We start from the raw sequence: 24,768 nt of genomic DNA on the forward strand, positions 1-24,768 counted from the left end.
ATATCTGATGTTTATCTTCAGAAATGCATTAATTAGGATCGCTCCCATGCTTGTGAACGACTCCCCCGCTGGCGCCCTGCGCCACCCGCGCGCCGCGCTGGCGCTGCTGTCCCTGTCCCAGTTGCTGATTGCGCTGGATGCCACCATCGTCTTCGTCGCGCTCGACGCCATGGGCCAGCAGCTGCAGATGGATGCGCACCACCTGCAATGGGTGGTCAGTGCCTACAGCGTGGCCTTTGGCGGCTGCCTGCTGCTGGGCGGGCGCTGTGCGGACCTGCTGGGCAAGCGGCGCATGTATGTGGCGGGGATGGCGCTGTTCGGCCTGGCCTCGCTGGTCGGCGGCTTCGCCTCCCAGCCCTGGCAACTGGTGCTGGGCCGCGCAGGGCAGGGCGTGGCCGGGGCGCTGCTGTTTCCGGCCACGCTGTCGCTGATCAACACCTTGTATGCGGCCGGGCCCGAGCGCAATCGCGCCCTGGCCGTGTGGAGCATGGCGTCAGCCGGCGGGCTGGCGGCCGGCGCGCTGCTGGGCGGCGTGCTCACGCAGACGCTGGGCTGGAACTGGGTGCTGTGGGTGCTGGTGCCCGTGGCCTGGCCGTGTGCCATGGCGGCGCTGCGCTTTCTGCCGCCCTCGGCCCAGACCGGGCGCGCCGCGCCGGGCCAGGGCTTTGATCTGGCCGGCTGCCTGAGCGTGACCGTGGGCAGCAGCCTGCTGGTGACGGCCCTGGTGCAAGGCCCTGAATGGGGCTTTGCCAGCGCCGCCACTCTGGGGACGCTGGCCGTGGCGATCGCGGCGTTGGCGCTGTTCTGGCGCATCGAGGCCCGCATCGCCTCGCCGCTGATGCCGCTGTCCCTGCTGCGCGTGCCCAGCCTGCGCTCGGCCATGCTGCTGACCATGATCTTCATGAGCAGCTTTGGCGTGCAGTACTACTTTCTGGCGCTGTACTTCCAGCAGATCTACGGCTGGAGCCCGCTGCAGGCCGGCCTGGCCTTCCTGCTGCCCACGGCGGTCTGCACGCTGGGCATCCGCTGGGCCGAACACTGGCTGCACCGCTCCACGCCGCGCACCGTGCTCATGGGCGGCTGGGCCGCAGGCACCCTCGGCCTGGCCTACATGGCCTGGGCGCTGCCGCTGGGTGGCAGCTATGTCTGGCTGGTGCCCGGCTTCGTGGTGCTCAGCCTGGGCCAGGGCGCGTGCTGGACCGCCATGTGGGTGGTGGCCGGCCAGGGCGTGGTGGCTGCGCAGCAGGGCGTGGCCTCGGGCATTGCGGCCACGGCCCAGCAGGTGGGCGCAGCAATGGGGCTGGCCTTGCTGGTGATGGTGGCCACGGCGCCGCTGGCCGGCATCACGGCGCCCGATGCGCTGCGCGAGGCCACGGCCCGGGGGCTGCAGCAGGCCGAATGGGGTGCCGCGCTGATCGCGCTGCTGGGGTGGGTGGTGTCGGCGGCCATGCGCCGCTCACCGGCAATCCAGTCCGTGCCGGGCGCGGAGCAGCCTGCCTGCTCGCCTTGAGGTCACTGGCCCGCAGTTACCATCTGCGGCGGCTTTGCACACCCCTCACCACCAACCCACATGGCAGAAACGAGCATCTCCAGCGACTGGGTCCGGCATTCGCAGCTGGGCGCAGGCCTGGAGCGCATCGAGGCCTACTTCGGCGGGCACGGCTATGCGCCCCACAGGCACGACACCTACGCGCTGGGCCTGACGCTGTCCGGCGTGCAAAGCTTTGCCTACCGCCGCAGCCAGCGGCACAGCCTGCCCGGTGGCGCCATGGTGCTGCACCCTGACGAATTGCATGACGGCCACGCGGGCACCGACGCGGGCTTTCGCTACCGCATGGTCTATGTGGAGCCGGCCCTGATCCAGCAGGTGCTGGGCGGCAGGCCCTTGCCTTTCGTCGAGGGAGGACTTTCGGCTGATCCCCGGCTCAAGGCTGCGCTGCTGCCCTTGCTGCAATGCCTGGGCGAGGACCTTGAGCCGCTGGCACGCGACGATTCCCTCTACGACCTGGCGCTGGCCCTGGAGGCCGTGGCCGGGCGGCGCAAGCTCAGGCGTCTGCCGGACCTGGTGGCCGTGGAGCGGGCACGCGCCTGCATCCATGATTCGCTGGAGCAGGGCGTAACCCTGGAGGCGCTGTCCCAGGCCAGCGGCCTGGACCGCTGGCGGCTGTGCCGGGATTTCCGCGCGCTCTACGGCACCAGCCCCTACCGCTACCTGAGCATGCGCCGGCTGGACACCGTGCGGCGCCTGCTGCTGGCGGGGCAGCCCGTGGCCGAGGCTGCCCTGCAGGCCGGGTTCTTCGACCAGAGCCACATGGCACGCCAGTTCGCCATGGCCTATGGCGTGCCGCCCGCACGCTGGCTCAGGCGCCTGGGCGCGGCCTGAGCTGCACGATCGTGCAAGACCGCAGGGAAGGCGCTTCCTAGCATGGAGGCTTCACACGCTTTCATAAGGTCTGCCCATGACGTTCCCCGTTGAAAACCGCCCCTACGAGGCCATCAACTTCCCCGACAAATTCAGCCGCTTCACCGGCCAGTGGAGCCCCCGCGTCGTCGCCGAGATGAACGACTACCAATTCAAGATCGTGCGCGTGCAGGGCGAGTTCATCTGGCACTCGCATGCCGAAACGGATGAAGCCTTCCTGGTGCTGGATGGCGAGCTGCGCATCGACTTCCGTGATGGCCATGTGCTGCTGCGTCAGGGCGAGCTGTACGTGGTCCCCAAAGGCACGGAGCACAAGCCCAGCGCCGAGCGGGAAGCCCGCCTCATGCTGATCGAGCCGCGCGGTGTGCTGAACACCGGGGAGGAAGGCGGTGAGAGGACGGCGTCCAACGATGTGTGGGTTTAGCGGGCTGGCGGTTGGCTGTCGCCGGGATGGCCGGCCAGCTAGAGAATGTCGCGCTCCCACTTCTGCGTTCCGTGCAGGCGGCGCGCCAGGCTGTCGATGCGCCACTGTCCCGCCTTGCGATGTACGGAGAAGCGGTGTTCGTATGCCATGGACTCGCTGGCGCGAAGAACGATGAGTTCCATTCTCGATGCGGATTGCTGGGTCACCGACAGCAGCAGGTCTTGCGCGGAGTGGTGGGTGGGTGTGCCAAAAGAGCTGTGGGCGTAGGCGCGCGGCTTGGAGGTGCAGTACTTGGCCACGATGTCCAGTTGCTCTGCCCAGAACTCAGGCGCGGCTGCGGATGCGGATGCGGATGCGGATGCGGCGTGCCTGGCGACGCCTTTGCGTTCCCAGGCTTCCATGGCCAGGATGTAGGCGCGAACCACTCGTTCAGGCGTCTGCGTTTCGGTGCCCGGTGGTGTCTCTGGCCAATCCTGAGCCTGCGGTGCTGCAGGCGGCGGCGGGCTGGCGCTGCCAGACCTCTCCAGCAGTGCCATGACCTGCGTATGTCCCTTGGCCCGGGCCAGCGCCCAGGCGTTTTCCTGGCGAAAATCCAGCGGTGCGGGATCGGCACCTGCCTCCAGAAGCAAGGCCACCAGTTCCGTATGGCCGGCCTGCGCGGCGCTCATCAGTGCCGTGCGGCCCAGCTCGGGCGAGGCGATTTCGATGTCGGCATTGTGCGAGAGCAGCATTGCAGCGATGGCCGCATCGCCCAGGCTCGCCGCCCAGGCCAATGCCGTGCTTCCAAGCGCCTTGCATTGCAGGTTGAGCGATGCTCCGTGGCGCAGCAGGGCGGCCACGGCCTGCGGCTGCCGCTGGATGCTGGCCTCGATCAGTGCCGTCCTGCCGGTTCCCTTGTGGCGCCAATCTATGTCTGCGCCGCGGGCCAGCTGGGCATCGATTGCAGCGACATCACCGGCACTTGCGGCCTTGAAAAGGAGATGGGACATGGGGGATCGGCTTTCTGAAGTCAAAAGGCCAGGGCAGGGGCCGTGAAAAAGGGCGCCGCAGCGCCCTTTTATCTTATGCGGGCTGTTTCAGCCCAGTTCAGCTCAGCCCAGCAGCAGCGCGTCGTCTGCCAGCTTTTCGCCGCGCACTTTCTCGAACATTTGCAGCAGGTCGGGCACGTCCATGCGGGCGCGTTCCTCGCCGCTGACGTCGAGCACCACCTGGCCCTGGTGCAGCATCACCGTGCGCTCGCCCACGTCCAGCGCCTGGCGCATGCTGTGGGTGACCATCATGGTGGTGAGCTTGGCCTCGGAGACGATGCGCGCCGTCAGCTGCAGCACGAAGTCGGCCGTGCGCGGGTCGAGCGCGGCGGTGTGCTCGTCCAGCAGCAGGATGCGCGAAGGCTGCAGCGCCGCCATCAGCAGGCTCACGGCCTGGCGCTGGCCGCCCGACAGCAGGCCGATGCGGTCGGTCAGGCGGTTTTCCAGGCCCAGGCCCAGGATGGACAGGCGTTCGCGGAAGTTGTCGCGCATCTCGGCCTTGACGGCGCGGCTCAGGCGGCGGAAGGTGCCGCGGCGCTGGGCCAGGGCCATGTTTTCCTCGATGGTCAGGTCCTCGCAGGTGCCCGCCATGGGGTCCTGGAAGACGCGGGCCACGCGTTCGGAACGTGCCCACACGGGCAGGCGCGTCATGTCCTGGCCGGCGATCTCGATGCGGCCCTTGTCCACGGACAGGTCGCCCGAGACGGCGTTCAGGAAGGTGGACTTGCCGGCGCCGTTGGAGCCGATGACGGTGACGAACTGGCCGTCGGGAATGTCCAGCGACATGCCGCGCAGCGCCCGCGTTTCGATGGGCGTGCCGGGGTTGAAGGTGATTTCGAGTTGTTGTGCGCTCAGCATGAGTGCAATCTCCGGTATTTCTTCGTTCAGTCGCTCAAGGCGTGGTGCTTGAACTGACGCGGTCCAAACTCAGGGACGCCGAGCAAGGGCCGCCCCGCAGCGATGGCGTCGTTCCCCTCCCTCGCGCAGCGAGTAGAGAGGGGGAAGCGGCATAGCCGCTCAGGGGGTGTCATTTCCTTTGCGCAAATTTGCGCTTCAGTTGGGGGATCACCAGGGCGACGGTCACCAGCAGCGCGGTGACAAGGTTCAGATCCTGGGCCTTGAGGCCGATGAAATCGCTGTTGAGGGCCGCTGCAATGAAGAAGCGGTACACGATGGCGCCCACCACCACGGCCAGCGTGGCCCAGACGATGCGGCGCGAGGGCAGGATGGACTCGCCCACGATCACGGCAGCCAGGCCGATGACGATGGTGCCGATGCCCATGGAAATGTCCGAGCCGCCCTGGGTCTGCACGAACAGCGCGCCGGCCAGGCCGACCAGGCCGTTGGAGATCGCCATGCCCAGCAGGATCATGGCGCCGGTGTTCACGCCCTGCGAGCGTGCCATGCGGGCGTTGGAGCCCGTGGCGCGGATGGCCAGGCCCCGTTCGGTGGCGAAGAACCAGTCCAGGCCCAGCTTGGCCAGCACGACGATGACGAACAGGATCACCGGGCGCATCACATAGTCGGCCACGCTGTCGGGCTGCAGCAGGGTGAACAGCGTGGTCTCGTTGATCAGCGGCACGTTGGGGCCGCCCATGATGCGCAGGTTGACCGAATACAGGCCGATCATCATCAGGATGGAGGCCAGCAGGTCCATGATCTTCAGGCGCACATTGAGCCAGCCCGTGATCAGGCCCGCGACGGCGCCAGCGGCCGTGCCGGCCAGCGTGGCCAGCCAGGGATTGGTGCCCGTGGAAATCAGGATGGCGCAGACGGCGCCGCCCAGCGGAAAGCTGCCGTCCACCGTGAGGTCGGGAAAGCGCAGCAGTCTGAACGAGATGAAGACGCCCAGCGCCACCAGGCTGAAGATCAGGCCGATCTCGACGGCACCGAGCAATGAAAAGAGGGACATAGGAAGAGCGACAGGCGCGTGGGAACGGAAAACGACTTAAAAAAAGGGCAGGGCCATGTTGCCATGGCGCCTGCCACCGTGGGCGCACTGCCCGGGTTGGTCCCGGGCAGGCAAACCCCGGGTATTACTTGATCACCTGGGCGGCCGACTTGACCAGTGCGTCGGACAGCTTGACGCCTTGCTTCTCGGCGGCGCCCGGATTCACGAACAGCTCCATCTTGGTGCTGACTTCGGTCTTGAGGTCGCCGGGCTTCTCGCCCTTGAGGATGCGCACCACCATGCGGCCGGTCTGCTCGCCCAGATCGCGGTAGTTGATGCCCAGGGCCGCAACGGCGCCGCGCTTGACGGAGTCGGTGTCCGAGGCCACCAGCGGGATCTTGGCGTCCTGGCCGACCTTGACCAGCGACTCGTAGGCCGAGACCACGTTGTTGTCGGTATTGGTATAGATCACATCGACCTTGCCGACCAGGCTGCGCGCAGCGCTGCTGACGTCCACGGAGCGGGGAGCGGCGGCTTCCACCAGGGTCATGCCCAGCTTGGGCAGCAGGGTCTTGAGTTCCTTGACGACCACGGCGGAGTTGGCCTCGCCGGGGTTGTAGACCATGCCCACGCGCTTGGCGTTGGGCACGACCTGCTTGACCAGCTCCATCTGCTTGTCCAGGGCCAGCAGGTCGGACACGCCGGTCACGTTGTTCTTGGAAGGCTCCCAGCTGGGCACCAGCTTGGCGGCCACGGGGTCGGTCACGGCGGAGAACACCACGGGCACGGTCTTGGTGGCGGCGACCACGGCCTGGGCCGAGGGCGTGGCGATGGCGACGATGGCATCAGGCTTGTCGCCCACGAACTTGCGAGCGATCTGCGCGGCCGTGCCGGTGTTGCCCTGGGCACTCTGGTACTGCCACTTGAGGTTCTTGCCGGCTTCGTAGCCTGCTTCCTTGAGCGCGGCCTGCACGCCGTCGCGCACGGCGTCGAGTGCAGGATGCTCGACGATGGCGGTCACTGCGACCGACTTCTCGTCAGCGGCGTGGGCGCCGCCCGCAATGGCGGAAATTGCCAGGGCCAGCGCGCCCAGGGGCGCCCAAGACAAGTGCTTCATACGTGTATCTCCAACGTGCTTGTGGTTGTTCCTGTTTGCTCAGCAGAAGGCCGCACAGGACGGTCGCGGCGCTTCGCGGCAAAGTCTACTGCAGCCGCCCTGTACGCCTTGGCGTTTGGACGACCCGGTTTTCACCTATAGGTTTGTATCTAAAAATTGGCATGAAATCTGCGGGGAATGCCCTAGGTGCAACTTTTTCATGCGTCTTGGACAGGTTTGGCGATGCAGGTTTGCGTCTTCAAGGGCCTGTTTTTGGCTTTGCCATGCATTTTTATTGCGTGCGATGGCATTTCGGATGGCCTTCTATGCTTTCTGCACCGATGTTGCTTTGACGAGGCTCAAAGAAAAAGCCTGCACAAGCAGGCTTGGGCAGGCTTCAGAGAAGGGCCGGTGTGGCGCGCGGATCACATGCCCGCGTAGTTCGGCCCTCCGCCGCCTTCGGGCGTGACCCAGACGATGTTCTGCGTGGGGTCCTTGATGTCGCAGGTCTTGCAGTGCACGCAGTTCTGGGCGTTGATCTGCAGGCGCTTGCCGCCCTGGGCCGTGTCGTCCACGAACTCGTAGACGCCGGCCGGGCAGTAGCGCTGCTCGGGGCCTGCGTACTTGGCCAGGTTGATGGCCACGGGCACCGAGGCGTCCTTGAGCGTCAGGTGGGCGGGCTGGTCTTCGGCGTGGTTGGTGTTGCTGATGAAGACGCTGGACAGGCGATCGAAGGTCAGCTTGCCATCGGGCTTGGGGTAGTCGATGGGCTTGCACTCGGCCGCAGGCTTCAGGTAGGCGTGGTCGGGCTTGTCGCGGTGCAGCGTCCAGGGGATGTTGCCCTTGAGCACGAGCTGCTCGATGCCGTTCATCAGCGTGGCCGTGGTCAGGCCCTTCTTGAACCAGGCCTTGAAGTTGCGCGACTTGTTCAGCTCTTCGTACAGCCAGCTGTTCTCGAAGGCCTCTACATAGGCGCCCAGCTCGTCGCCCTGGCGGCCTGCGACGATGGCGTCATAGGCGGCCTCGGCGGCCAGCATGCCGGTCTTGATGGCGGCATGGCTGCCCTTGATGCGGCTGACGTTCAGGAAACCTGCGTCGCAGCCCACGAGCGCGCCGCCCGGGAACACGAACTTGGGCAGGGACAGCAGGCCGCCGGCCGTGATGGCGCGCGCGCCGTAGCCCAGGCGCTTGGCCGGCTTGATGCCCTTGGACTCGTCGCCTTCCAGGTAGTAGCGGATGTTGGGATGGGTCTTCCAGCGCTGGAATTCCTCGAAGGGGCTCAGGTAGGGGTTGGCATAGTCCAGGCCCGTGATGAAGCCCAGCGTGACCTTGTTGTCGTCCAGGTGGTAGAGGAAGGCGCCGCCGTAGGTCTTGCTGTCCATGGGCCAGCCGGCCGTGTGCATCACGAAGCCGGGCTTGTGGCGTGCCGGGTCGATTTCCCACAGCTCCTTGATGCCCAGGCCGTAGCTTTGCGGGTCCTTGCCGGCGTCCAGCTGGTACTTGGCGATGATCTGCTTGCCCAGGTGGCCGCGTGAGCCTTCGGCAAAGATCGTGTACTTGGCGTGCAGCTCCATGCCCAGCTGGAACTCGCCCGTGGGCTCGCCGTCCTTGCCGATGCCCATGTTGCCGGTGGCCACGCCCTTGACCGAACCGTCCTCGTTGTAGAGCACCTCGGCGGCAGCAAAGCCCGGGAAGATTTCAACGCCCAGTGCCTCGGCCTGCTCGCCCAGCCACTTGACCACGTAGCCCAGGCGAACGATGTAGTTGCCATGGTTCTGGAAGCAGGCCGGCAGCAGGAAGTTGGGCGTGCGCAGGGCGGATTTCTCGCCCAGTAAGACCATGGCGTCATCGGTGACGGGCTGGGTCAGGGGCGCGCCCTTTTCCTTCCAGTCAGGGATCAGCTCGGTCAGCGCACGCGGGTCCATGATGGCGCCCGACAGGATGTGGGCACCGGGCTCCGACCCCTTTTCCAGCACGACGACGGAGACATCCTGGCCTTTTTCGGCCGCCAGCTGCTTGAGGCGGATGGCCGTGGCCAGCCCGCCGGGGCCGCCGCCGACCACCACCACGTCGTATTCCATGGCTTCGCGCGGCCCGTACTGGGCCAGGATTTCTTCGTTCGTCATCGGGGTGTCTCGCTTGGATATTGAAAAACAGGATGGTCGGCAGACCGAACGTTTGTTCGGTTGCAGCGCAAAAGCCGCAATGCGGTGGATTCTATGACGTGCTTGGACCCTGCCGTTGCTGATAGGTGACAGCGCGGGAATCCGCCCTGCTGCACAGTGACCGGGGGCTGCGGGGCATGGTGCCTTGCGGTGGCGCTACAACAAGGAGACTGCAGGCATGCGCATAGAGATTCCAGAATATAAAAAATGGGTTCACGAGATGCGATTCAAAGTGCGCTGGGGCGACATGGACGCCATGGGCCATGTCAACAACGCCATGTACTTCCGCTATCTGGAGACTGCCCGCATCGACTGGATGGTCGAAGCGGGCATGGCGCCTACGCCGGGCGGGCAGGGGCCGGTCATCGTCAATGCTTTTTGCAACTTCCACCAGCAGCTGGCCTATCCCGACGAAGTACTGCTCAAGATGTATGTCAGCGACCCCGGCCGCACCACCTTCGAGACCTGGGGAACCATGGAACGCGTCTCCGAACCCGGCGTGATCTGCGCGGCCGGTGGCGGCACCGTCATCTGGGTGGACTTTCCCAGGCAGAAGGCCGTCGAGCTGCCGGGCTGGGTGCGGGAGATGGTGGGCGGCACGGCTGGCCCAGGTTGACTCAGGCTCGCCCGCTGTACCAGCCGACGTGTAGCCAGCAATGGCTGGCGGGGCTGGCCCGGTCCGGACGAACAAGCCCTTTGATGCAGGGTGCGCTGGGGTTTTTGTTCTGCCGCATTGCAGATCCATCACAGCCCTGGGTAGCCCGGCGTGGCGGCCGGGCGCGACTTACGCAGCGGCCAACCGCTCCTTTGCCAGCCGCGTGCCTGCTGCCAGCGCTTGCAGCTTGCGCCACGCCACGTCGCGGCCCATGGGTGCGAGGCCGCAGTTCGTGCAGGGGAACAGCCGCTCCTTCGGCACGAACTCCAGCGCCCGGCCGATGGTGTCGGCCACCTCTTCGGGGGTCTCGACCACGTCGCTGGCCACGTCGATCACGCCGACCATCACGTCCTTGCCGGCCAGCAGCCTCATCAGGTCGGGCGGCACGTGGGAGTGGATGCACTCCAGGCTCACCTGGTCGATGCGGCTCCTGGCCAGCGCGGGGAACACCGTCTCGTACTGGCGCCATTCATCGCCCAGGGTGCTTTTCCAGTCCGTATTGGCCTTGATCCCGTAGCCGTAGCAGATATGCACGGCCGTCGTGCAGGTCAGGCCCTGCGCCGCACGTTCCAGCGCCTGCACGCCCCAGTCGGCGGCGTCCTTCATGTAGACGTTGAAAGCGGGCTCGTCGAACTGGATGATGTCCACGCCGTCGGCCTGCAGCGCCAGGGCCTCCTGATTGAGCAGCTCGGCGAAGGCGAAGGCCATCTTCACCCTGTCGCCATAGAAGCGGTCCGCCACGGTGTCGACGATGGTCATGGGGCCGGGCAGCGTGAACTTCAGCTTCTTCCTGGTGTGCGCGCGTGCCAGTTGCGCCTCGAAGGCATGCACGCGGCCCTTCAGGCGCAGGGCCGACACCACCTGCGGCACCATCGCGTCGTAGCGGTTGTCGCGGATGCCCATCTTCACCTTGTTCTCGAAGTCGATGCCCTCGACCTGCTCCAGGAAGCCGTGCACGAAGTGCTGGCGTGACTGCTCGCCGTCGCACACGATGTCCAGGCCTGCGTCTTCCTGGGCCTTGATCCACAGCAGGGTTGCATCGGCCTTGGCCTGGCGAAGCGCATCGCCTTCGGCCTTCCACTGGGGCCAGAGCTTGTTGGTTTCAGCCAGCCAGGCGGGCTTGGGCAGGCTGCCGGCGATCGAGGTTTCGAACATCTGGGAATTCCTTCAAATCAAACAGGGGTATGGCGGGCGTGCTCAGGGACGGTTTTCCCGGCCCGCCACGGATTGGGTGCCATGGCAGGCATGGCGGCGGATGCTACAGGGCGAAATCGGCAGCCCATTGCTCAAGCACATTCTTGTACGGCTTGATGAAGTGCTGCTCTGCAAACTTGCCCTGCTTGACAGCCAACTGGCTGCGCTCTTCCCGGTCATAGACAATCTGCGTCGACGAGTAATCGTGATTCTTCAGGCTGGGTTGATAGAGCATCCCGGCTGCAGAATTCGCGTTGTAGATTTCGGGGCGATAAATCTTCTGGAAGGTCTCCATGGTGCTGATCGTGCCGATCAGCTCGATATTCGTATAGTCGTTCAGCAGGTCGCCGTGAAAGTAGAAGGCCAGTGGCGCAACGCCATTTGGAGGCATGAAGAAGCGAACCTGCATTCCCATCTTCTCGAAATACCGGTCGGTCGAGGAGAACTCGCTCTGCCGATACTCGATGCCCAGTATGGGGTGCCGGTTTCCGGTGCGCTGGTAGGTCTTGCTGGTGGACACGCTGATACAGATGACGGGCGGCTTGTCGAAGTGCTGCCTGTAGGTGCCTGAACTGGAAAATTGCCTGAACAGCTTTCCATGCAAGTCGCCAAAATCATCGGGGGTGCCGAATTCGGATCGGTTGGCGTTGTACTGCGCAAGCACAACGCTGAAATCGTAGTCGCGCACGTAGGAGGAGAAATTGTTCCCTGCGATGCCGTCTATGCGCTTGTGGTTCTTCTTGTCGAGGATGCTGGTCTTCAATATCTCGATCAACGGAAACGCACCAAGGCCGTTTCTGGCGCCAATTCCCATTTCGACCGAGATGATCTCGAGCTCCACCGAGTAGCGATCTCCCGTGGGATTGTCCCAGTGGGCTAGGTCGTTGAAGCGGTTGTCAATCATCCTCAGCGTGTTGCGCAGGTTCTGCTGCCGGCAATCGCCACGGGCCAGATTGGCAAAGTTGGTGGTAATTCGCGTGCTGTCCGATGGTTGATAGTCTTCATCGAAACGAATGCGCTTGAGATGGAAGCTGAGTTCTTGGTTCATTGTGATCTGCGACCTGATTCATGCCCTTGCCGAAAACTGCGGGCAAGCAATAGGTGCGGATGTTATGGACGGCAATCGATGAAGTAAAGTGGTCTTATCTCATGAAACCATGAGCCTGGTTCATTAAAAGCCGGCAGGCCAGAGCGCATCCCGCTCAGCGCGGTGGAGCCAGTCGGTATCCGGGCCAGTTCCGACCGCGCCGCGGTCTTCAGGCTGACTGGCGCAGCACCAGCTTGGGCCTGGCCAACAACTGCTGGCGGGGCTGGCCCGGATGGGCCATGCGTGCCAGCAGCAAGGTGGCAGCCTGTTCGCCAAGCTCGGCGGGGCGCACGTCCACCGTGCTCAGGGGGGGATGGGAATGCGCGGCATCGAACACGTTGTCGAAGCCCATGAGCGCGAAGTCTTTGCCTGCGCGCAGTCCGTTTTCGTCCAGGGCAGACAGTGCGCCAAAGGCCACCAGATCGTTGTAGCAGATGGCCGCCTTGATGGCTGGCTGCGCGGCCAGCAGGCTGCGCATGGCGTCATGCCCTCCCGTGCGCGTGGGGCTGGCGGAGAAAACCAGGTCTTCATCGAAAGCCAGGCCCGCATCGGCAAAGGCGGCCCTGCAGCCGCTCAGGCGCTGCTCCAGCATCAGGCCGTCCAGCCCTCCCAGAAAACCGATGCGGCGATGCCCGGCCGCCAGCAGGTGGCGTGTGGCCGCCATCACGCCGTGGGCGTTGTCGGCGCCTGCGAAGTCGTAGCTTCCCTCGCCCAGCGTGCGGATCATGACCACCAGGGGAATGCCCCATGACTGCAGGTCCTGGGCCAGCGAGGCCGGCGTGTCCAGCGCCGGGCACAGCGCAATGCCGGCCGCGTTGTGCTCGCGCATGGTGGTCAGCACTTTTTGCTGGCGCTCCAGGCTTTCGCTGGTGTGGGCCATGAGCGTGATGAAGCCGGCATCGGCCAGCCTGCGCTCCAGCCCCGCCAGCACCTCGGCAAAGAAGGGGTTCATCAGGTCGTTGATCACGACACCGACCATGTTGGACGACTGGCGCCGCAGCTCTCCGGCGCGGCGGTTGTAGACGTAGCCGAGCTGCGCTGCCGCTGCACGCACGCGCTCCGATGTCTCGGCCGGAATCAGGGGGCTGCCCTTGAGCACCAGCGACACCGTTGATTTGGAGACCTGGGCCGCAGCCGCCACGTCAAGGATGGTCACGGCGCGCACGGAAGGGGGCTTGTTCATCATGGTTCGGTGTTTTCCCTGGGTCGGCGCGATTGTGCTTGATCTTCTTTTGGAACGTTCCAATAATCAATTAGAACGTTCCAATAGAAATCATCAATACAGGGAGGGAGACCATGAGCGAGGTCGGTTGGGGATTGATAGGGGCCAGCACCATTGCTGCCGATCACATGATCGGTGCCATCCGCGCGCAGCGCGGGCACACGGTGGCGGCGGTCGCCAGCCGCAGTGCAAAGCGCGCGGCGCAGTTTGCTGCCGAGCAGGGCATTGCCCGCGCCTACGACTCGGTGCCCGCCCTGCTGGCCGACCCGTCAGTCCAGGTGGTCTACGTCAGCGCCGACAACGAATTGCGCCACGCCCAGGTCCTTGCTGCGGCAGCGGCCGGCAAGCATGTCCTGTGCGAGAAGCCATTGGCGCTGACCGTGCAGCAGGCGCTGGACATGGTGAGGGCATGCCGGGCCGCAGGCGTGGTGCTGGGCACCAACCACCACCTGCGCAACGCGGCAACGCACCGCAGGATGCGCGAGCTGGTGCGCGATGGCGCCGTGGGCCAGCCGCTGTTTGCGCGCGTCTTCCACGCCATCGAACTGCCGCCCTCTGTGCAGGGCTGGCGGCTGGAGCGGCCCGAGGCCGGTGGCGTGATCCTCGACATCGGCGTGCATGACGTGGATGTGCTGCGCTTCATCCTGGGGGCTGAGCCGGTGGAGGCGGTGGCGCTGGAGCAGCAAGGACCGCTGTCTCGCAACGGCGTGGCGGACGGCGTGATGGCCGTGCTGCGGCTGGACAACGGCGTGCTGGCGCAACTGCATGCGGCATTCACCGTGGCGCATGCGGGAACCGGCATCGAGATCCATGGCACCTCGGGCTCGCTCATCGGGCGCGATGTGATGACGCAGCGGCCGGGCGGCGAGGTGCTGCTGCGCAATGGGGCCGGCGAGCAGGCCATTGCCGTGGAGCACCACGGTCTCTACGCGCATGGGGTGGCCGCGTTCTGCGCCGCCCTGCGCGGCGAAGGCCTGCCTGCCGCCACCGGCGAGGACGGCGTGCGCTCGCTGGCGGCGGCGGTGGCCATGGCCCAGGCCTGCCGCACGGGCCGGGCCGTGCCCATAGCCAATCCCCTTGCACGGGAACGGGGGGCAGCCGCATGAGCAAGCACATCACCGCCGCACAGGCTGCAGCCTTGCTGCGCGACGGCGACATCGTCAGCGTGAGCTCGTCCAGCGGGCTGGGCTGCCCCGACAAGGTGCTGGCCGCCATTGGCGAGCGCTTCGAACGCGAGGGTGCTCCGCGCAACCTGACCACGCTGCACCCGATTGCGGCCGGCGATATGTACGGCATCAAGGGAATGGACCATCTGGCCCGGCCCGGGCTGCTGTCGCGTGTCCTGGCCGGCTCGTATCCCAGCGGCCCGTCCTCGCTGCCCATGCCTGCGATCTGGCGCATGGTGGTGGACAACCAGATCCAGGCCTACAACATCCCCAGCGGCATCCTGTTCGATATGCACCGCGAGGCGGCTGCGCGGCGCCCGGGCGTGCTGACCCAGGCGGGCATGGGCACCTTTGTCGATCCCGCACAGCAGGGCTGCGCGATGAACGAGCCGGCCAGCCGCCATCCGGTAGTGCGCCTGCAGCATTTCGACGGGCGCGACTGGCTGTTCTTTCCCGCTGTGGCGCCCGACGTGACCGTCCTGCGCGCCACCACGGCCGATGAGCGCGGCAACCTGGGCTATGAGCACGAAGGCGCGCTGCTGGGCGCGCTGGAGCAGGCGATGGCCGCACGCAACAACGGCGGCATCGTCATCGCCCAGGTCAAGCGCATCGTCAGGGCCGGCCACCTGAGGCCGCACGATGTCCGCGTCCCCTGCCATCTGGTGGACCATGTGGTGGTCGATGCCGATCAGTGGCAGACCACGCAGACGGTGTATGACCCGGCCATCAGCGGGGAGGTTGCGCAACCGCTGTCCGGCTTCGAGCCCCAGGCCTGGGGGCCCGAGAAGGTGATTGCGCGCCGCGCCGCCATGGAGCTGGCGCACGGGCATGCCGCCAACCTGGGCTTTGGCATTGCGGCCAATGTGCCGCGCATCCTGCTCGAGGAGGGCCTGCATGGCGAGGTGACCTGGGTCATAGAGCAGGGCGCCGTCGGCGGCATGCCGCTGCTGGGCTTTGCCTTTGGCTGCGCGGCCAATGCCGATGCCATCGTGGCCTCGCCTCAGCAGTTCACCTATTTCCAGGGCGGGGGCTTCGATGTGACGCTGCTGTCCTTCCTGCAGGTGGATGGCGATGGCAGCGTCAATGTCTCGCGGCTGGGGGCCAGGCCCTATCTGACGGCCGGCTGCGGCGGCTTTGTGGATATCACGGCCCATGCGCGGCGCATCGTCTTCTGCGGACTTTTCACGGCCGGCGCCAGGCTGCGCGTGGGAGACGGGCGGCTGGACATCCTCGAGGAGGGCGGCACGCGCAAGTTCGTCGGCACGGCCGAGCACATCAGCTTCAGCGGCCTGGTCGGGCGCCAGCGCGGGCAGCGGGTGCGCTATGTGACCGAGCGCTGCGTCATCGACCTCGAAGACCAGGGCCTGGTCGTGCGCGAGATCGCGCCCGGCGTGGACCTGCAGCGCGATGTGCTGGAGCAGGCCGGCATGGCGCTGCAGGTGGCGCCCGACCTGCGGCGTATGGATGAGTGCCTGTTCCACGATGCGCCCTTTGGCCTGGCCCTGCAGGCCCGGGAGGTCCGCCGTGGCTGAGACCCTGGTTCAACTGGTGCGCCAGGGCCCCGTGGCCCAGGTCACGATAGACCGGCCCGCAAGGCTGAACGCGCTGACCCCCTGCATGCTTGACGCACTGGAGCACATGGCGCGCGAGATCGAGGCCGATGGCGCCATCCGTGCCGTGGTGCTGACCGGCCGTGGCGACAGGGCCTTTTGCGCGGGCGCCGACATCCATGCCTGGGCCGCGCTGCAGCCGCTGGACATGTGGCGGCAGTGGGTGCGCCGTGGCCACCAGGTGTTTGACCGGTGGGCGCGGCTGCGCCAGCCCGTGATTGCGGCGCTCAACGGCCATGCGTTCGGCGGCGGGCTGGAGCTGGCCATCACCAGCGATGTGCGCATCGCCGTCGATACGGCCCAGTTCGCGCTGCCAGAGGCATCGATCGCCACCTGTCCCGGCTGGTCCGGCTCGCAGCGGCTGGTGCGGCTGATCGGCCCCGGCCACGCGAAGTACCTGGCCCTGGGCGGCGTGCGGCTGTCCGCCGATCAGGCGCTGGCCTGCGGGCTGGTGCATGAACGGGTGCCGGCCAGCGAACTGGGCCTGCGCGCTGCTGCGTTGGCCCACGACATGGCAGGCCAGGCGCCCGTGGCACTGCAGCTGACCAAGCAACTGATCAATGCCGCCGCCGGCGAAGACGCACCCGCCGCACTGGAAGCCATGGCCGCAGCCCTGGCCGCGAGCACGGCCGATGCAGCCGAAGGCCTGCTCAGCTTCAAGGAAAAGCGCGTGCCGCGCTACCTGGGCCGCTGAATCTGCGCCGACCTGCCGACCTGCCGACCTGCCGATTCGCCGTCCCGCCCTTGCCCCCTGAACCCCCCAAGGAGACCGCCACCATGACTGCCGCGAACCCGCCTCCAGCCCATGCACCTGCAGTGAATGCAGGGGCCATGGCCGGCCTCATCCACAGGCCCCCGTTCCATGGCCGGCTGCTCATCGATGGCGCCTGGGCCGATGCGGCCGACGGCGCGACGCTGGAACGCCGCTCCCCGGCCCACGGCACCGTGGCCAGCATCCATGCGCGGGCCGGGCGGGCCGATGCCGCGCGTGCCATTGCCGCAGCACGCCGCGCTGCGGACCACGGGCCCTGGCCCCGCATGAAGGGGGCGCAGCGCGCCAGCGTGCTGCGTGCCGTGGCCGAATGCCTGCTGGACCGCAGGCAGGAATTGGCGCGTATGGAGACGCTGGAGACCGGCAAGCCGCTGGCCCAGTCGCTGGACGAGGTGGGCGCGGCAGCCGACCTGTGGCACTACGCCGCCGCACTGGCGCGCAACCTGCATGGCGACAGCTATGACACGCTGGGCGAGCAGACGCTGGGTGTGGTGCTGCGCGAGCCGCTGGGCGTGGTCGGCATCGTCACGCCCTGGAACTTTCCCCTGCTCATCGTCAGCCAGAAGCTGCCCTTTGCGCTGGCCGCCGGCTGCACGGCCGTGGTCAAGCCGGCCGAGGAAACATCGGCCACCACGCTGATGCTGGGCGAGATCCTCATGAACGCCGGCCTGCCGCCCGGTGCCGTCAACATCCTGCCAGGAGGCGGTGGCGCTGTCGGCGAGGTCCTGGCCGCGCACCCGGACATCGACATGCTGTCCTTCACGGGCTCCACGGAAACAGGCTGGAAGGTGGCCGCAGCATCGGCGCAGACGCTCAAGAAGCTGTCCCTGGAGCTGGGCGGCAAGAACCCCCAGATCGTCTTTGCCGACTGCGACTTCGAGGCGGCCGTCGATGCCACGGTGCTGGGCATGCACTTCAATGCCGGCCAGTGCTGCAACAGCGGCAGCCGCGTGCTGGTGCAGGCGGCCATCGCCGAGCGCTTCGTGGCCGCCGTGGCCGAGCGCGCTCGGCAGGTGCGCGTGGGCGATCCGCTGGACCAGGGCGTGCAGGTGGGCGCCATCACCACGCAGCGCCAGCTGGACGCCATCCTCACCCACATCGAGGCCGCGCGCCAGGCCGGCGCCCGCGTGGTGCTGGGCGGCGGCCGCATGGCGCGCCCGGGCCTGTATGTGGAGCCCACGGTGCTGGCCGGCGTGACGCCGGACATGGCCATTGCCAGGCAGGAGGTCTTCGGGCCCGTGCTCGCGGTGCTGGTCTTCGAGGACCTGGACGATGCGATCGACCTGGCCAACGCCACGCTCTACGGCCTGTCGGCCGCCGTCTGGAGCCGTGACTTCAGCACCTGCCTGGCGGCGGCGCGGCGCATCAAGGCCGGCACGGTCTGGGTCAATACCTTCCTCGAAGGCCATGCCGAGCTGCCTTTCGGCGGCTACCGCCAAAGCGGCCTGGGCCGCGAGCTGGGCCGCCGTGCCGCCGAGGACTACACCCAGGCCAAGACCCTGCACATGCACCTGGGTGCGCGCAGCCACTGGTATCTGCCCATCCACGAAGGAGACACGGCATGAAGCGGCCACTGACTGCCATGGCGCTGGCCATGGCCCTTGCCACACCGCCGGCCGCCATGGCCGGGCAGAGCGTCGAGGTCCTGCACTGGTGGACCGCTGGCGGCGAGGCCGCCGCGCTGAACCTGCTCAAGAGCGGGCTGGAAAAGCAGGGCGTGCGCTGGAACGACATGCCCGTGGCCGGTGGCGGCGGCGAGGCGGCCATGACGGCGGTGCGCGCCCGCGTGACCTCGGGCAACCCGCCCACGGCGGTGCAGATGCTGGGCTTCGACATCCTGGACTGGGGCGGCCAGGGCGTGGTCGCCGACCTGGATGCCCTGGCCGCGCGCGAGGGCTGGGACAAAAGCGTGCCGCAGGAGGTGCAGAAATTCTCGCGCTACCAGGGCCGCTGGATCGCGGCGCCGGTCAACATCCATTCGACCAACTGGCTGTGGGCCAACCGGCAGGTGCTGGCCCAGGCGGGCGTGACGGCCGAGCCAGCGAGCTTTGACGAATTCATCGCGGCGGCGCGCAAGGTGCGCCAGGCCGGCTTCATCGCCATCGCCCATGGCGGCCAACCCTGGCAGGAGGCCATCGTGTTCGACAGCGTGGCCCTGTCCACGGGCGGCGCCGACTACTACCGCAAGGCCTTCATCGAGCGCGATCATGCCACCATCCGGTCGGCGACCACGCGCAAGGTATTCCAGCGCATGGCGCAGATCCGCAGCCTGGTGGACAAGGATTTTTCGGGGCGCGACTGGAACGTGGCCTTGGGCATGGTCATCGCCGGCAAGGCGGGCTTCCAGATCATGGGCGACTGGGCCAAGGGCGAGTTCCTCAACGCCGGCAAGCAGCCCGGCAAGGACTTTGCCTGCTATCGCTTCCCGGGCACCCAGGGCATGGTGGCCTTCAGTACCGACCAGTTCGTGATGTTCAGGCTGTCCGACGCGGGCAAGGCGGCCGCTCAGCGCAAGCTGGCGGCCGCCATCATGGAGCCGGACTTTCAGTCGGCGTTCAATGTCGTCAAGGGTGCGGCGCCTGCGCGCCTGGACGTGGCGGATACGGCCTTCGACGAATGCGGCAAAAAGGCCATCCGCGACGTGGCCGAGGCCGATGGCCGGCGCAGCATGCTGGGCTCCATTGCGCTGGGCCATGCGACGGCCGCATCGGCCAAGAACGCCATCTATGACGTGGTCACGCGCCACTTCAACGGCCAGATCGACGATGCCAGGGCCGTGGCCGAGCTGGCCTCGGCCCTGGCCGACTGATGGAGCACCCTGCCATGAAGGCCGGCTGGCTCCCCAGGCTGCTGCTCAGCCCCAGCGTGCTGCTCACGCTGGTGTGCGTGTACGGATGCATTCTGTTCACGGTCTATCTGTCGTTCACGGCATCGACCCTGCTGCCGCGCCATGAATGGGCCGGCACCGCTGCCTACACGCGGCTGCTGGGGCTGGAGAACTGGAAGATCTCGGCGAACAACCTCGCGGTGTTCGCCAGCCTCTACATCGCCATTGCCATGGCGCTGGGCCTGGTACTGGCCATCCTGATCGACCAGAAGATCCGCGCCGAGGCCGTGCTGCGCTCCATCTTCCTGTACCCCATGGCCCTGTCCTTCATCGTCACGGGAACGGCGTGGAAATGGCTGCTCGACCCCGGCGTGGGCCTGGAAAAATCCATGCACCTGCTGGGCTGGCAGGGCTTTGCGTTCGGCTGGATCAAGGACGGCGACATGGCCATCTACTGCGTGGTTATCGCCGCCGTGTGGCAGACCAGCGGCTTTGCCATGGCCCTGTTCCTGGCGGGCCTGCGCGGGGTGGACTCCGAGCAGATCCATGCGGCGCGGCTCGATGGCGCGCGCACCTGGCAGGTCTACTGGCGCATCATCCTGCCGCAATTGGGGCCGGTTTTCGTATCGGCCTTCGTGATCCTGGCGCACATGGCCATCAAGTCCTATGACCTGGTGATTGCGCTGACCAATGGCGGGCCCGGCCGCTCGACCTGGCTGCCCTCGGTGTTCATGTACCAGTACTCGTTCACCCGCAACGAGATGGCCGTGGGCGCGGCCAGCTCTGTGCTGATGCTGCTGGCCGTGGGCGCCATCGTCCTGCCCTATCTCTGGGGCGCCATGCGCAGTGCAGGAGGTCGCCATGACTGAGCTGCGCACACCCTGGTCCGTGACACGGCGGCTTCAGCCCTGGCGCGTGCTGCTGTATGCGGCGCTGGTCCTGCTGGCGGCGGTCTTCCTGCTGCCGGTCTATGTGATGCTGGCCAATTCGTTCAAGCCGCTCGACGAGATCCGCAGCGGCCACCTGCTGGCGCTGCCCGGCCAGTGGACGCTGGCGCCCTGGCGCAGCGCCTGGAGCACGGCGCAGATCGGCGTGCAGGCCACGGGGCTGCGGCCGTTCTTCCTCAATTCCTTCCTGGTGGCCGTGCCATCCGTGCTGCTGTCCACGGCCCTGGGCGCGCTCAACGGCTGCATCTTGACCCAGTTCCGTTTCCGGGGGGCGGACCTGCTGTTCGGCGCCATCTTGCTGTCGGTCTTCATTCCATTCCAGATCGTGCTGATCCCCATGGCCAAGATGCTGGGGGCACTGGGCCTGGCGGGCAGCCTCAAGGGCCTGGTCTTCGTCAACACGGTGTACGGCATAGGCTTCACCACGCTGTTCTTTCGCAACTACTACGCGGCCTTCCCGGCCGAGCTGGTGCGCTCGGCGCGCATGGATGGCGCGGGATTCTTCGGGCTGCTGTGGCGCGTGCTGCTGCCCAACAGCCTGCCCATCGTCGTGGTGGCCGCGATATGGCAGTTCACCAGCATCTGGAACGAGTTCCTGTTCGGCGCCTCGTTCAGCGATTTCAGCTCCTACCCGCTGACCGTGGCGCTGAACAACCTGGTCAACAGCAGCACCGGCGTCAAGGAATACAACGTCCACTTCGCGGGGGCGTTCATTGCGGCCTTGCCGACGCTGGCCGTGTACCTGGTGTCGGGCCGGTTCTTCGTGCGCGGGCTGATGGCCGGCGCCGTCAAAGGCTGATGCCCAGCATCTTGCAGTGAGGCATTCCATGGCATTCCTTGATCTCGACCGCATCCACAAGCGCTTCGGCGCGGCCAGCATCCTGCAGGACATCAGCATTGCCGTGCAGGAGGGCGAATTCCTGGTCCTCGTCGGCCCGTCGGGCTGCGGCAAGAGCACGCTGATGAACATCATCGCGGGCCTGGAGCCGCCCAGCGGCGGCCGCCTGGCGCTGGGCGGCCGCGACATCACCCACGCGGCGCCGGCCGAGCGCGACATCTCCATGGTGTTCCAGTCCTATGCGCTATACCCCAACATGACCGTGGCGGGCAACATCGGCTTTCCGCTGGAGATGCGCAAGGTGGACAAGTCGCGGCGCCTTGCGCGGGTGCAGGAGGTGTCCAGGCTGCTGCAGATAGAGCACCTGCTGGGGCGCAAGCCGCGCCAGCTGTCGGGCGGCCAGCGCCAGCGCGTTGCCATAGGGCGGGCGCTGGCGCGCGAGCCGCAGCTCTACCTGTTCGACGAGCCGCTGTCCAACCTCGATGCCCAGCTGCGCGTGGACATGCGCGCCGAGATCAAGAAGCTGCATCAGCGCCTGGGCGCCACCATCATCTATGTCACGCACGACCAGATCGAGGCCATGACCCTGGCCACGCGCATCGCCGTCATGAAGGGCGGGGTGCTGCAGCAGCTGGGCACGCCGCAGCAGGTCTACAACCGGCCGGCCAACACCTTTGTGGCGGGCTTCATGGGGTCGCCGCGCATGAACCTGCTGCCTGCGCGCGTGGGTGAGGGGGCGGGTGAGGGGCAGGGCGGTCCCTTCCTCGATATCGGCGGTCAGTCCCTGCCCCTGCCGCAGCCGCTGGCCACCGCGCTGCAGGGCCATGCGGGCCGCGAAGTCATTGCCGGCATACGTGCCGAGGCCGTGGGCCTGGCGCCCGAAGGCGTGCCGGCCGCCCCCGGCCAGGGCGTGGCCGAGGCCCGCGTCGAGCTGCTGGAGCCCACCGGATCGGACACGCTGGCCCTGCTGGAGCTCGGTGGCCATGCGTTCACCGCGCGGCTGTCGCCCGATGCGCCGTTGCGCGCCGGGGACAGGGCACGCCTGCTGATCGACCTGTCTCGGCTGGTCTGCTTCGATGCCGCCACCCAGGCGCTGATCGCATGACCGCCATGGCGCACAACGGGCTGGACTGCGATGTGCTCATCATCGGCTCGGGCGTGGGCGGCTCGGCCGTGGCCCTGCAACTGGCGGACAGCGGTGCGGGCGTATGGGTGCTGGAGCGCGGCCCGGTGCTGCCGCGCGAGGCGCAGAACTGGGACATCGAGGCCGTCTTCGCCGAAAGACGCTACCAGACCGACGAGGTCTGGTACGCCAGCGGGCGGGCGTTTCGGCCCGGCATGTTCTATTTCGTGGGCGGGCACACCAAGTTCTACGGCACGGCCATGCTGCGCTTTCGGCAGCGCGATTTCGAGGCGGTGGAGCATGAGGAGGGCATCTCGCCCGCCTGGCCGCTGCGCTATGCCGATCTCGAACCCTGGTATGCCCTGGCCGAGCAACTGTTCGGCGTGCGCGGCCAGGGCGGTGCCGACCCCACGGAGCCGCCGCGCAGCACGGCCTATGCCCATCCCCCGGTGCCGCACGAGCCGCTGCTTTCGCGCATCGAGCAGCGCTTGCGTGCCCAGGGCCTGCGGCCGTTTCCCATGCCCTGCGCCATCGACCTGGGACCGGGCGGGCACTGCCGGCGCTGCGCCAATTGCGACGCCGTGCCCTGCATGGTGGGGGCCAAGGGCGATGCCGAAACCTGCCTGCTGCGGCCTGCGCTGGCGCACCGCAATGTGCGGCTGCACACCGGCGTGCGCGTTCAGCGCCTGCTCACCGATGGGGGCGGGCGGCGCGTCGTCGCGGCGGAGGTGGTGGACCGCGGCGTGGCGCGCCGCATCACGGCGGGGCTGTTCGTGCTCAGTGCCGGCGCCATCAACTCGGCGGCCCTGCTGCTGCGCTCGGCCAATGCGCGGCATCCGCGCGGCCTGGCCAATGGCAGCGACGTGGTGGGCCGCCACTACATGACGCACAACACCACGGCCCTGATGGCATGGCACCCGTTCAGGCGCAACCGCACGCGCTTTCCCAAGACGCTGGCGCTGCACGACTTCTATTTCGGCGACGGCGCGGGCGGCCCGCCGCTGGGCAGCCTGCAACTGCTGGGAAAGATCCGCGAGCCCATGCTGCGTGCCGCCCTGCCGGGCACCCCGAGGTGGCTGCGCAGCGCGCTGGCCGAGCGCAGTGTGGACTGGTACGCGCAAAGCGAGGACCTGCCCCACCCCAGCAGCCGCGTCACGTTGCGCGCAGACGGAGCCATCGACCTGCACTGGCACCGCACCAACCTGCGCGCCCACCAGCGTTGGGTGGCGCGCTGCGCCCAGATACTGCGCGGCACCGGCTACCCGCTGGTGCTGTCGCGCGGCTTCGGCACCGAGGTGGTGTCGCACCAGTGCGGAACGGTGCGCCTTGGGAGTGATCCGGCCACCTCGGCGCTGGACCCGCAGTGCAAGGCCTGGGAGCTGGACAACCTGTATGTGGTCGATGCGGGATTCTTCCCGTCCTCTGCCGCCGTCAACCCCGCGCTGACCGTGGCGGCCCAGGCCCTGCGCGTGGGCAGTCACCTGCGTCACCACCTTCAGGAGCTGCTGCCATGAATCCGCAATCGACGGCACGGCGCCCCGTGGCCCTGGTCACCGGCGGCAGCCAGGGCATAGGCGCCGCCATTGCGCTGCAACTGGCGCACGACGGCTTTGACGTGGCCATCACCACGCTGCAGGACGATGGCGCCAGTGACGGCGCCAGCGTCGCGCAGATCCAGGCCTGCGGCGCGCGTGCGCTGCGTGTGCGCGGCGACCTGGCCGACGTGCACGACCACGCTCGTGTACTCGATGCGGTCTGCGCCTGGGGCGGTGTGCCGTCCTGCCTGGTCAACAACGCAGGCATGGGCTCGCCGCGCCGCGGCGATCTGCTGGACATCCGCGCCGAGGACTTCGACCGGGTGATGGCCACCAACCTGCGCGGCAGCTTCTTTTTCACGCAGGCCGTGGCGCAGCGCATGCTGGCTGCGCCTTCGGGCGCTGCGCGGTCCATCGTCACCGTGTCCTCGGTCAGCGGCGAGATGGCGTCGGTGGAGCGCGGCGAGTACTGCCTGTCCAAGGCCGGCCTGGGCATGCTGACGCGCCTGTTCGCGCTGCGTCTGGCGGCGCACGGCATTGGCGTGTTCGAGCTGCGCCCCGGCATCGTCCGCACGGCCATGACGGCGGGTGCTGCCGATCGGTACGACGGCCTGATCGCTGCGGGCCTTGTGCCCATGGGCCGCTGGGGCCGGCCCGAGGACGTGGCGCAGGCCGCCAGCGCGCTGGCCAGCGGCAGGCTGGCGTTTGCGACGGGGTCGGTGCTGCATGTGGATGGCGCGCTCTCCATCGCGCGGCTGTGAGGAGG

Annotated in this window: 22 protein-coding genes; 14 read left to right on the forward strand and 8 right to left on the reverse strand. The window is 67.3% G+C overall.

The genetic code is table 11. The features are described 5' to 3' along the window. Positions 1–46: 46 nt before the first annotated feature. The 3 genes from ACRSCF_RS11950 (at position 47) to ACRSCF_RS11960 (ending at position 2,846) form a co-directional block, all read left to right on the forward strand. Positions 47–1,510: an MFS transporter gene (locus ACRSCF_RS11950; protein WP_034366161.1), complete on the forward strand. Its 1,464-nt coding sequence runs from the start codon at positions 47–49 to the stop codon at positions 1,508–1,510. Positions 1,511–1,570: 60 nt separating this feature from the next. After that, the gene (locus tag ACRSCF_RS11955; RefSeq protein WP_034366164.1) at positions 1,571–2,383 is read left to right on the forward strand and encodes an AraC family transcriptional regulator; all 813 of its coding nucleotides are present in this window, start codon (positions 1,571–1,573) and stop codon (positions 2,381–2,383) included. Positions 2,384–2,459: 76 nt separating this feature from the next. Beyond that, entirely contained in the window at positions 2,460–2,846 is a 387-nt protein-coding gene (locus ACRSCF_RS11960; protein WP_034366169.1) for a cupin domain-containing protein, read from the forward strand. 38 nt (positions 2,847–2,884) lie between these two features. Here the strand turns inward: ACRSCF_RS11960 and ACRSCF_RS11965 are convergent, their stop codons facing one another. The 5 genes from ACRSCF_RS11965 to ACRSCF_RS11985 form a co-directional block, all read right to left on the reverse strand. Next, a complete protein-coding gene (locus ACRSCF_RS11965) occupies positions 2,885–3,835 on the reverse strand; it encodes an ankyrin repeat domain-containing protein (RefSeq protein WP_034366172.1) in 951 nt (316 codons plus the stop codon). A 102-nt stretch (positions 3,836–3,937) separates the two neighbouring features. Continuing rightward, positions 3,938–4,732 (reverse strand): ABC transporter ATP-binding protein, encoded by a 795-nt coding sequence (locus ACRSCF_RS11970; RefSeq protein ID WP_016446316.1) that lies wholly within the window; start codon positions 4,730–4,732, stop codon positions 3,938–3,940. Positions 4,733–4,901: 169 nt separating this feature from the next. After that, on the reverse strand, positions 4,902–5,786 hold the full coding sequence (locus tag ACRSCF_RS11975) for an ABC transporter permease (protein ID WP_034366175.1): 885 nt from the start codon (positions 5,784–5,786) through the stop codon (positions 4,902–4,904). A gap of 124 nt (positions 5,787–5,910) precedes the next feature. After that, entirely contained in the window at positions 5,911–6,882 is a 972-nt protein-coding gene (locus ACRSCF_RS11980; RefSeq protein ID WP_016446314.1) for an ABC transporter substrate-binding protein, read from the reverse strand. Between the two features lie 404 nt (positions 6,883–7,286). Next, entirely contained in the window at positions 7,287–8,987 is a 1,701-nt protein-coding gene (locus tag ACRSCF_RS11985; protein ID WP_074922936.1) for an electron transfer flavoprotein-ubiquinone oxidoreductase, read from the reverse strand. Positions 8,988–9,204: 217 nt separating this feature from the next. Between ACRSCF_RS11985 and ACRSCF_RS11990 the strand changes: the two genes are divergently transcribed. Beyond that, positions 9,205–9,642 (forward strand): acyl-CoA thioesterase, encoded by a 438-nt coding sequence (locus ACRSCF_RS11990; RefSeq protein WP_016446312.1) that lies wholly within the window; start codon positions 9,205–9,207, stop codon positions 9,640–9,642. A 168-nt stretch (positions 9,643–9,810) separates the two neighbouring features. Here ACRSCF_RS11990 and ACRSCF_RS11995 read toward each other — a convergent pair whose 3' ends face one another. The 3 genes from ACRSCF_RS11995 to ACRSCF_RS12005 form a co-directional block, all read right to left on the reverse strand. After that, on the reverse strand, positions 9,811–10,836 hold the full coding sequence (locus tag ACRSCF_RS11995; protein ID WP_016451519.1) for a methionine synthase: 1,026 nt from the start codon (positions 10,834–10,836) through the stop codon (positions 9,811–9,813). Positions 10,837–10,939: 103 nt separating this feature from the next. Continuing rightward, a complete protein-coding gene (locus ACRSCF_RS12000; protein ID WP_034366714.1) occupies positions 10,940–11,923 on the reverse strand; it encodes a DUF1852 domain-containing protein in 984 nt (327 codons plus the stop codon). A 208-nt stretch (positions 11,924–12,131) separates the two neighbouring features. Beyond that, positions 12,132–13,148, reverse strand: coding sequence for a LacI family DNA-binding transcriptional regulator (locus tag ACRSCF_RS12005; protein ID WP_016446309.1), 1,017 nt, complete (start codon positions 13,146–13,148; stop codon positions 12,132–12,134). A 110-nt stretch (positions 13,149–13,258) separates the two neighbouring features. Between ACRSCF_RS12005 and ACRSCF_RS12010 the strand changes: the two genes are divergently transcribed. The 10 genes from ACRSCF_RS12010 (at position 13,259) to ACRSCF_RS12055 (ending at position 24,763) form a co-directional block, all read left to right on the forward strand. Then, positions 13,259–14,290, forward strand: coding sequence for a Gfo/Idh/MocA family protein (locus ACRSCF_RS12010; RefSeq protein WP_034366711.1), 1,032 nt, complete (start codon positions 13,259–13,261; stop codon positions 14,288–14,290). Beyond that, complete coding sequence (locus tag ACRSCF_RS12015) at positions 14,287–15,882, forward strand: acyl CoA:acetate/3-ketoacid CoA transferase (RefSeq protein WP_244388077.1); 1,596 nt, start codon at positions 14,287–14,289, stop codon at positions 15,880–15,882. Before ACRSCF_RS12010 ends, ACRSCF_RS12015 begins: the two co-directional genes overlap by 4 nt. Further along, positions 15,875–16,654, forward strand: coding sequence for an enoyl-CoA hydratase/isomerase family protein (locus ACRSCF_RS12020; protein ID WP_043791169.1), 780 nt, complete (start codon positions 15,875–15,877; stop codon positions 16,652–16,654). Before ACRSCF_RS12015 ends, ACRSCF_RS12020 begins: the two co-directional genes overlap by 8 nt. An 83-nt stretch (positions 16,655–16,737) precedes the next feature. Further along, entirely contained in the window at positions 16,738–18,297 is a 1,560-nt protein-coding gene (locus ACRSCF_RS12025) for an aldehyde dehydrogenase family protein (RefSeq protein WP_244388078.1), read from the forward strand. Then, entirely contained in the window at positions 18,294–19,541 is a 1,248-nt protein-coding gene (locus ACRSCF_RS12030; RefSeq protein ID WP_432675836.1) for an ABC transporter substrate-binding protein, read from the forward strand. Before ACRSCF_RS12025 ends, ACRSCF_RS12030 begins: the two co-directional genes overlap by 4 nt. A 14-nt stretch (positions 19,542–19,555) precedes the next feature. Further along, the gene (locus ACRSCF_RS12035; RefSeq protein WP_016446303.1) at positions 19,556–20,428 is read left to right on the forward strand and encodes a carbohydrate ABC transporter permease; all 873 of its coding nucleotides are present in this window, start codon (positions 19,556–19,558) and stop codon (positions 20,426–20,428) included. After that, the gene (locus tag ACRSCF_RS12040) at positions 20,421–21,305 is read left to right on the forward strand and encodes a carbohydrate ABC transporter permease (RefSeq protein ID WP_016446302.1); all 885 of its coding nucleotides are present in this window, start codon (positions 20,421–20,423) and stop codon (positions 21,303–21,305) included. Before ACRSCF_RS12035 ends, ACRSCF_RS12040 begins: the two co-directional genes overlap by 8 nt. A 28-nt stretch (positions 21,306–21,333) precedes the next feature. Further along, a complete protein-coding gene (locus ACRSCF_RS12045) occupies positions 21,334–22,449 on the forward strand; it encodes an ABC transporter ATP-binding protein (protein ID WP_324623145.1) in 1,116 nt (371 codons plus the stop codon). Continuing rightward, complete coding sequence (locus tag ACRSCF_RS12050) at positions 22,446–23,981, forward strand: GMC family oxidoreductase (RefSeq protein WP_244388081.1); 1,536 nt, start codon at positions 22,446–22,448, stop codon at positions 23,979–23,981. Before ACRSCF_RS12045 ends, ACRSCF_RS12050 begins: the two co-directional genes overlap by 4 nt. Further along, positions 23,978–24,763: a 3-ketoacyl-ACP reductase gene (locus ACRSCF_RS12055; RefSeq protein WP_016451528.1), complete on the forward strand. Its 786-nt coding sequence runs from the start codon at positions 23,978–23,980 to the stop codon at positions 24,761–24,763. The genes ACRSCF_RS12050 and ACRSCF_RS12055 overlap by 4 nt, the downstream gene beginning before the upstream one ends. The last annotated feature ends 5 nt before the right edge of the window (positions 24,764–24,768 follow it).

The sequence above is a fragment of the Delftia sp. 11MD genome, assembly GCF_050907895.1.
Classification (GTDB): Bacteria; Pseudomonadota; Gammaproteobacteria; order Burkholderiales; family Burkholderiaceae_C; genus Comamonas; species Comamonas tsuruhatensis.

What these genes read in the sequence shown, in the direction of transcription:
- ACRSCF_RS12035 (WP_016446303.1), top strand. Translation starts at nt 19,556, where the DNA reads ATGAAGGCCGGCTGGCTCCCCAGGCTGCTGCTCAGCCCCAGCGTGCTG.
- ACRSCF_RS12030 (WP_432675836.1), top strand. Translation starts at nt 18,294, where the DNA reads ATGAAGCGGCCACTGACTGCCATGGCGCTGGCCATGGCCCTTGCCACA.
- ACRSCF_RS12025 (WP_244388078.1), top strand. Translation starts at nt 16,738, where the DNA reads ATGACTGCCGCGAACCCGCCTCCAGCCCATGCACCTGCAGTGAATGCA.
- ACRSCF_RS11995 (WP_016451519.1), bottom strand. Translation starts at nt 10,836, where the DNA reads ATGTTCGAAACCTCGATCGCCGGCAGCCTGCCCAAGCCCGCCTGGCTG.
- ACRSCF_RS11990 (WP_016446312.1), top strand. Translation starts at nt 9,205, where the DNA reads ATGCGCATAGAGATTCCAGAATATAAAAAATGGGTTCACGAGATGCGA.
- ACRSCF_RS12015 (WP_244388077.1), top strand. Translation starts at nt 14,287, where the DNA reads ATGAGCAAGCACATCACCGCCGCACAGGCTGCAGCCTTGCTGCGCGAC.
- ACRSCF_RS12040 (WP_016446302.1), top strand. Translation starts at nt 20,421, where the DNA reads ATGACTGAGCTGCGCACACCCTGGTCCGTGACACGGCGGCTTCAGCCC.
- ACRSCF_RS11980 (WP_016446314.1), bottom strand. Translation starts at nt 6,882, where the DNA reads ATGAAGCACTTGTCTTGGGCGCCCCTGGGCGCGCTGGCCCTGGCAATT.
- ACRSCF_RS12005 (WP_016446309.1), bottom strand. Translation starts at nt 13,148, where the DNA reads ATGATGAACAAGCCCCCTTCCGTGCGCGCCGTGACCATCCTTGACGTG.
- ACRSCF_RS11950 (WP_034366161.1), top strand. Translation starts at nt 47, where the DNA reads ATGCTTGTGAACGACTCCCCCGCTGGCGCCCTGCGCCACCCGCGCGCC.
- ACRSCF_RS12055 (WP_016451528.1), top strand. Translation starts at nt 23,978, where the DNA reads ATGAATCCGCAATCGACGGCACGGCGCCCCGTGGCCCTGGTCACCGGC.
- ACRSCF_RS12045 (WP_324623145.1), top strand. Translation starts at nt 21,334, where the DNA reads ATGGCATTCCTTGATCTCGACCGCATCCACAAGCGCTTCGGCGCGGCC.
- ACRSCF_RS11970 (WP_016446316.1), bottom strand. Translation starts at nt 4,732, where the DNA reads ATGCTGAGCGCACAACAACTCGAAATCACCTTCAACCCCGGCACGCCC.
- ACRSCF_RS12000 (WP_034366714.1), bottom strand. Translation starts at nt 11,923, where the DNA reads ATGAACCAAGAACTCAGCTTCCATCTCAAGCGCATTCGTTTCGATGAA.
- ACRSCF_RS11975 (WP_034366175.1), bottom strand. Translation starts at nt 5,786, where the DNA reads ATGTCCCTCTTTTCATTGCTCGGTGCCGTCGAGATCGGCCTGATCTTC.
- ACRSCF_RS11965 (WP_034366172.1), bottom strand. Translation starts at nt 3,835, where the DNA reads ATGTCCCATCTCCTTTTCAAGGCCGCAAGTGCCGGTGATGTCGCTGCA.
- ACRSCF_RS12050 (WP_244388081.1), top strand. Translation starts at nt 22,446, where the DNA reads ATGACCGCCATGGCGCACAACGGGCTGGACTGCGATGTGCTCATCATC.
- ACRSCF_RS11960 (WP_034366169.1), top strand. Translation starts at nt 2,460, where the DNA reads ATGACGTTCCCCGTTGAAAACCGCCCCTACGAGGCCATCAACTTCCCC.
- ACRSCF_RS11955 (WP_034366164.1), top strand. Translation starts at nt 1,571, where the DNA reads ATGGCAGAAACGAGCATCTCCAGCGACTGGGTCCGGCATTCGCAGCTG.
- ACRSCF_RS12010 (WP_034366711.1), top strand. Translation starts at nt 13,259, where the DNA reads ATGAGCGAGGTCGGTTGGGGATTGATAGGGGCCAGCACCATTGCTGCC.
- ACRSCF_RS11985 (WP_074922936.1), bottom strand. Translation starts at nt 8,987, where the DNA reads ATGACGAACGAAGAAATCCTGGCCCAGTACGGGCCGCGCGAAGCCATG.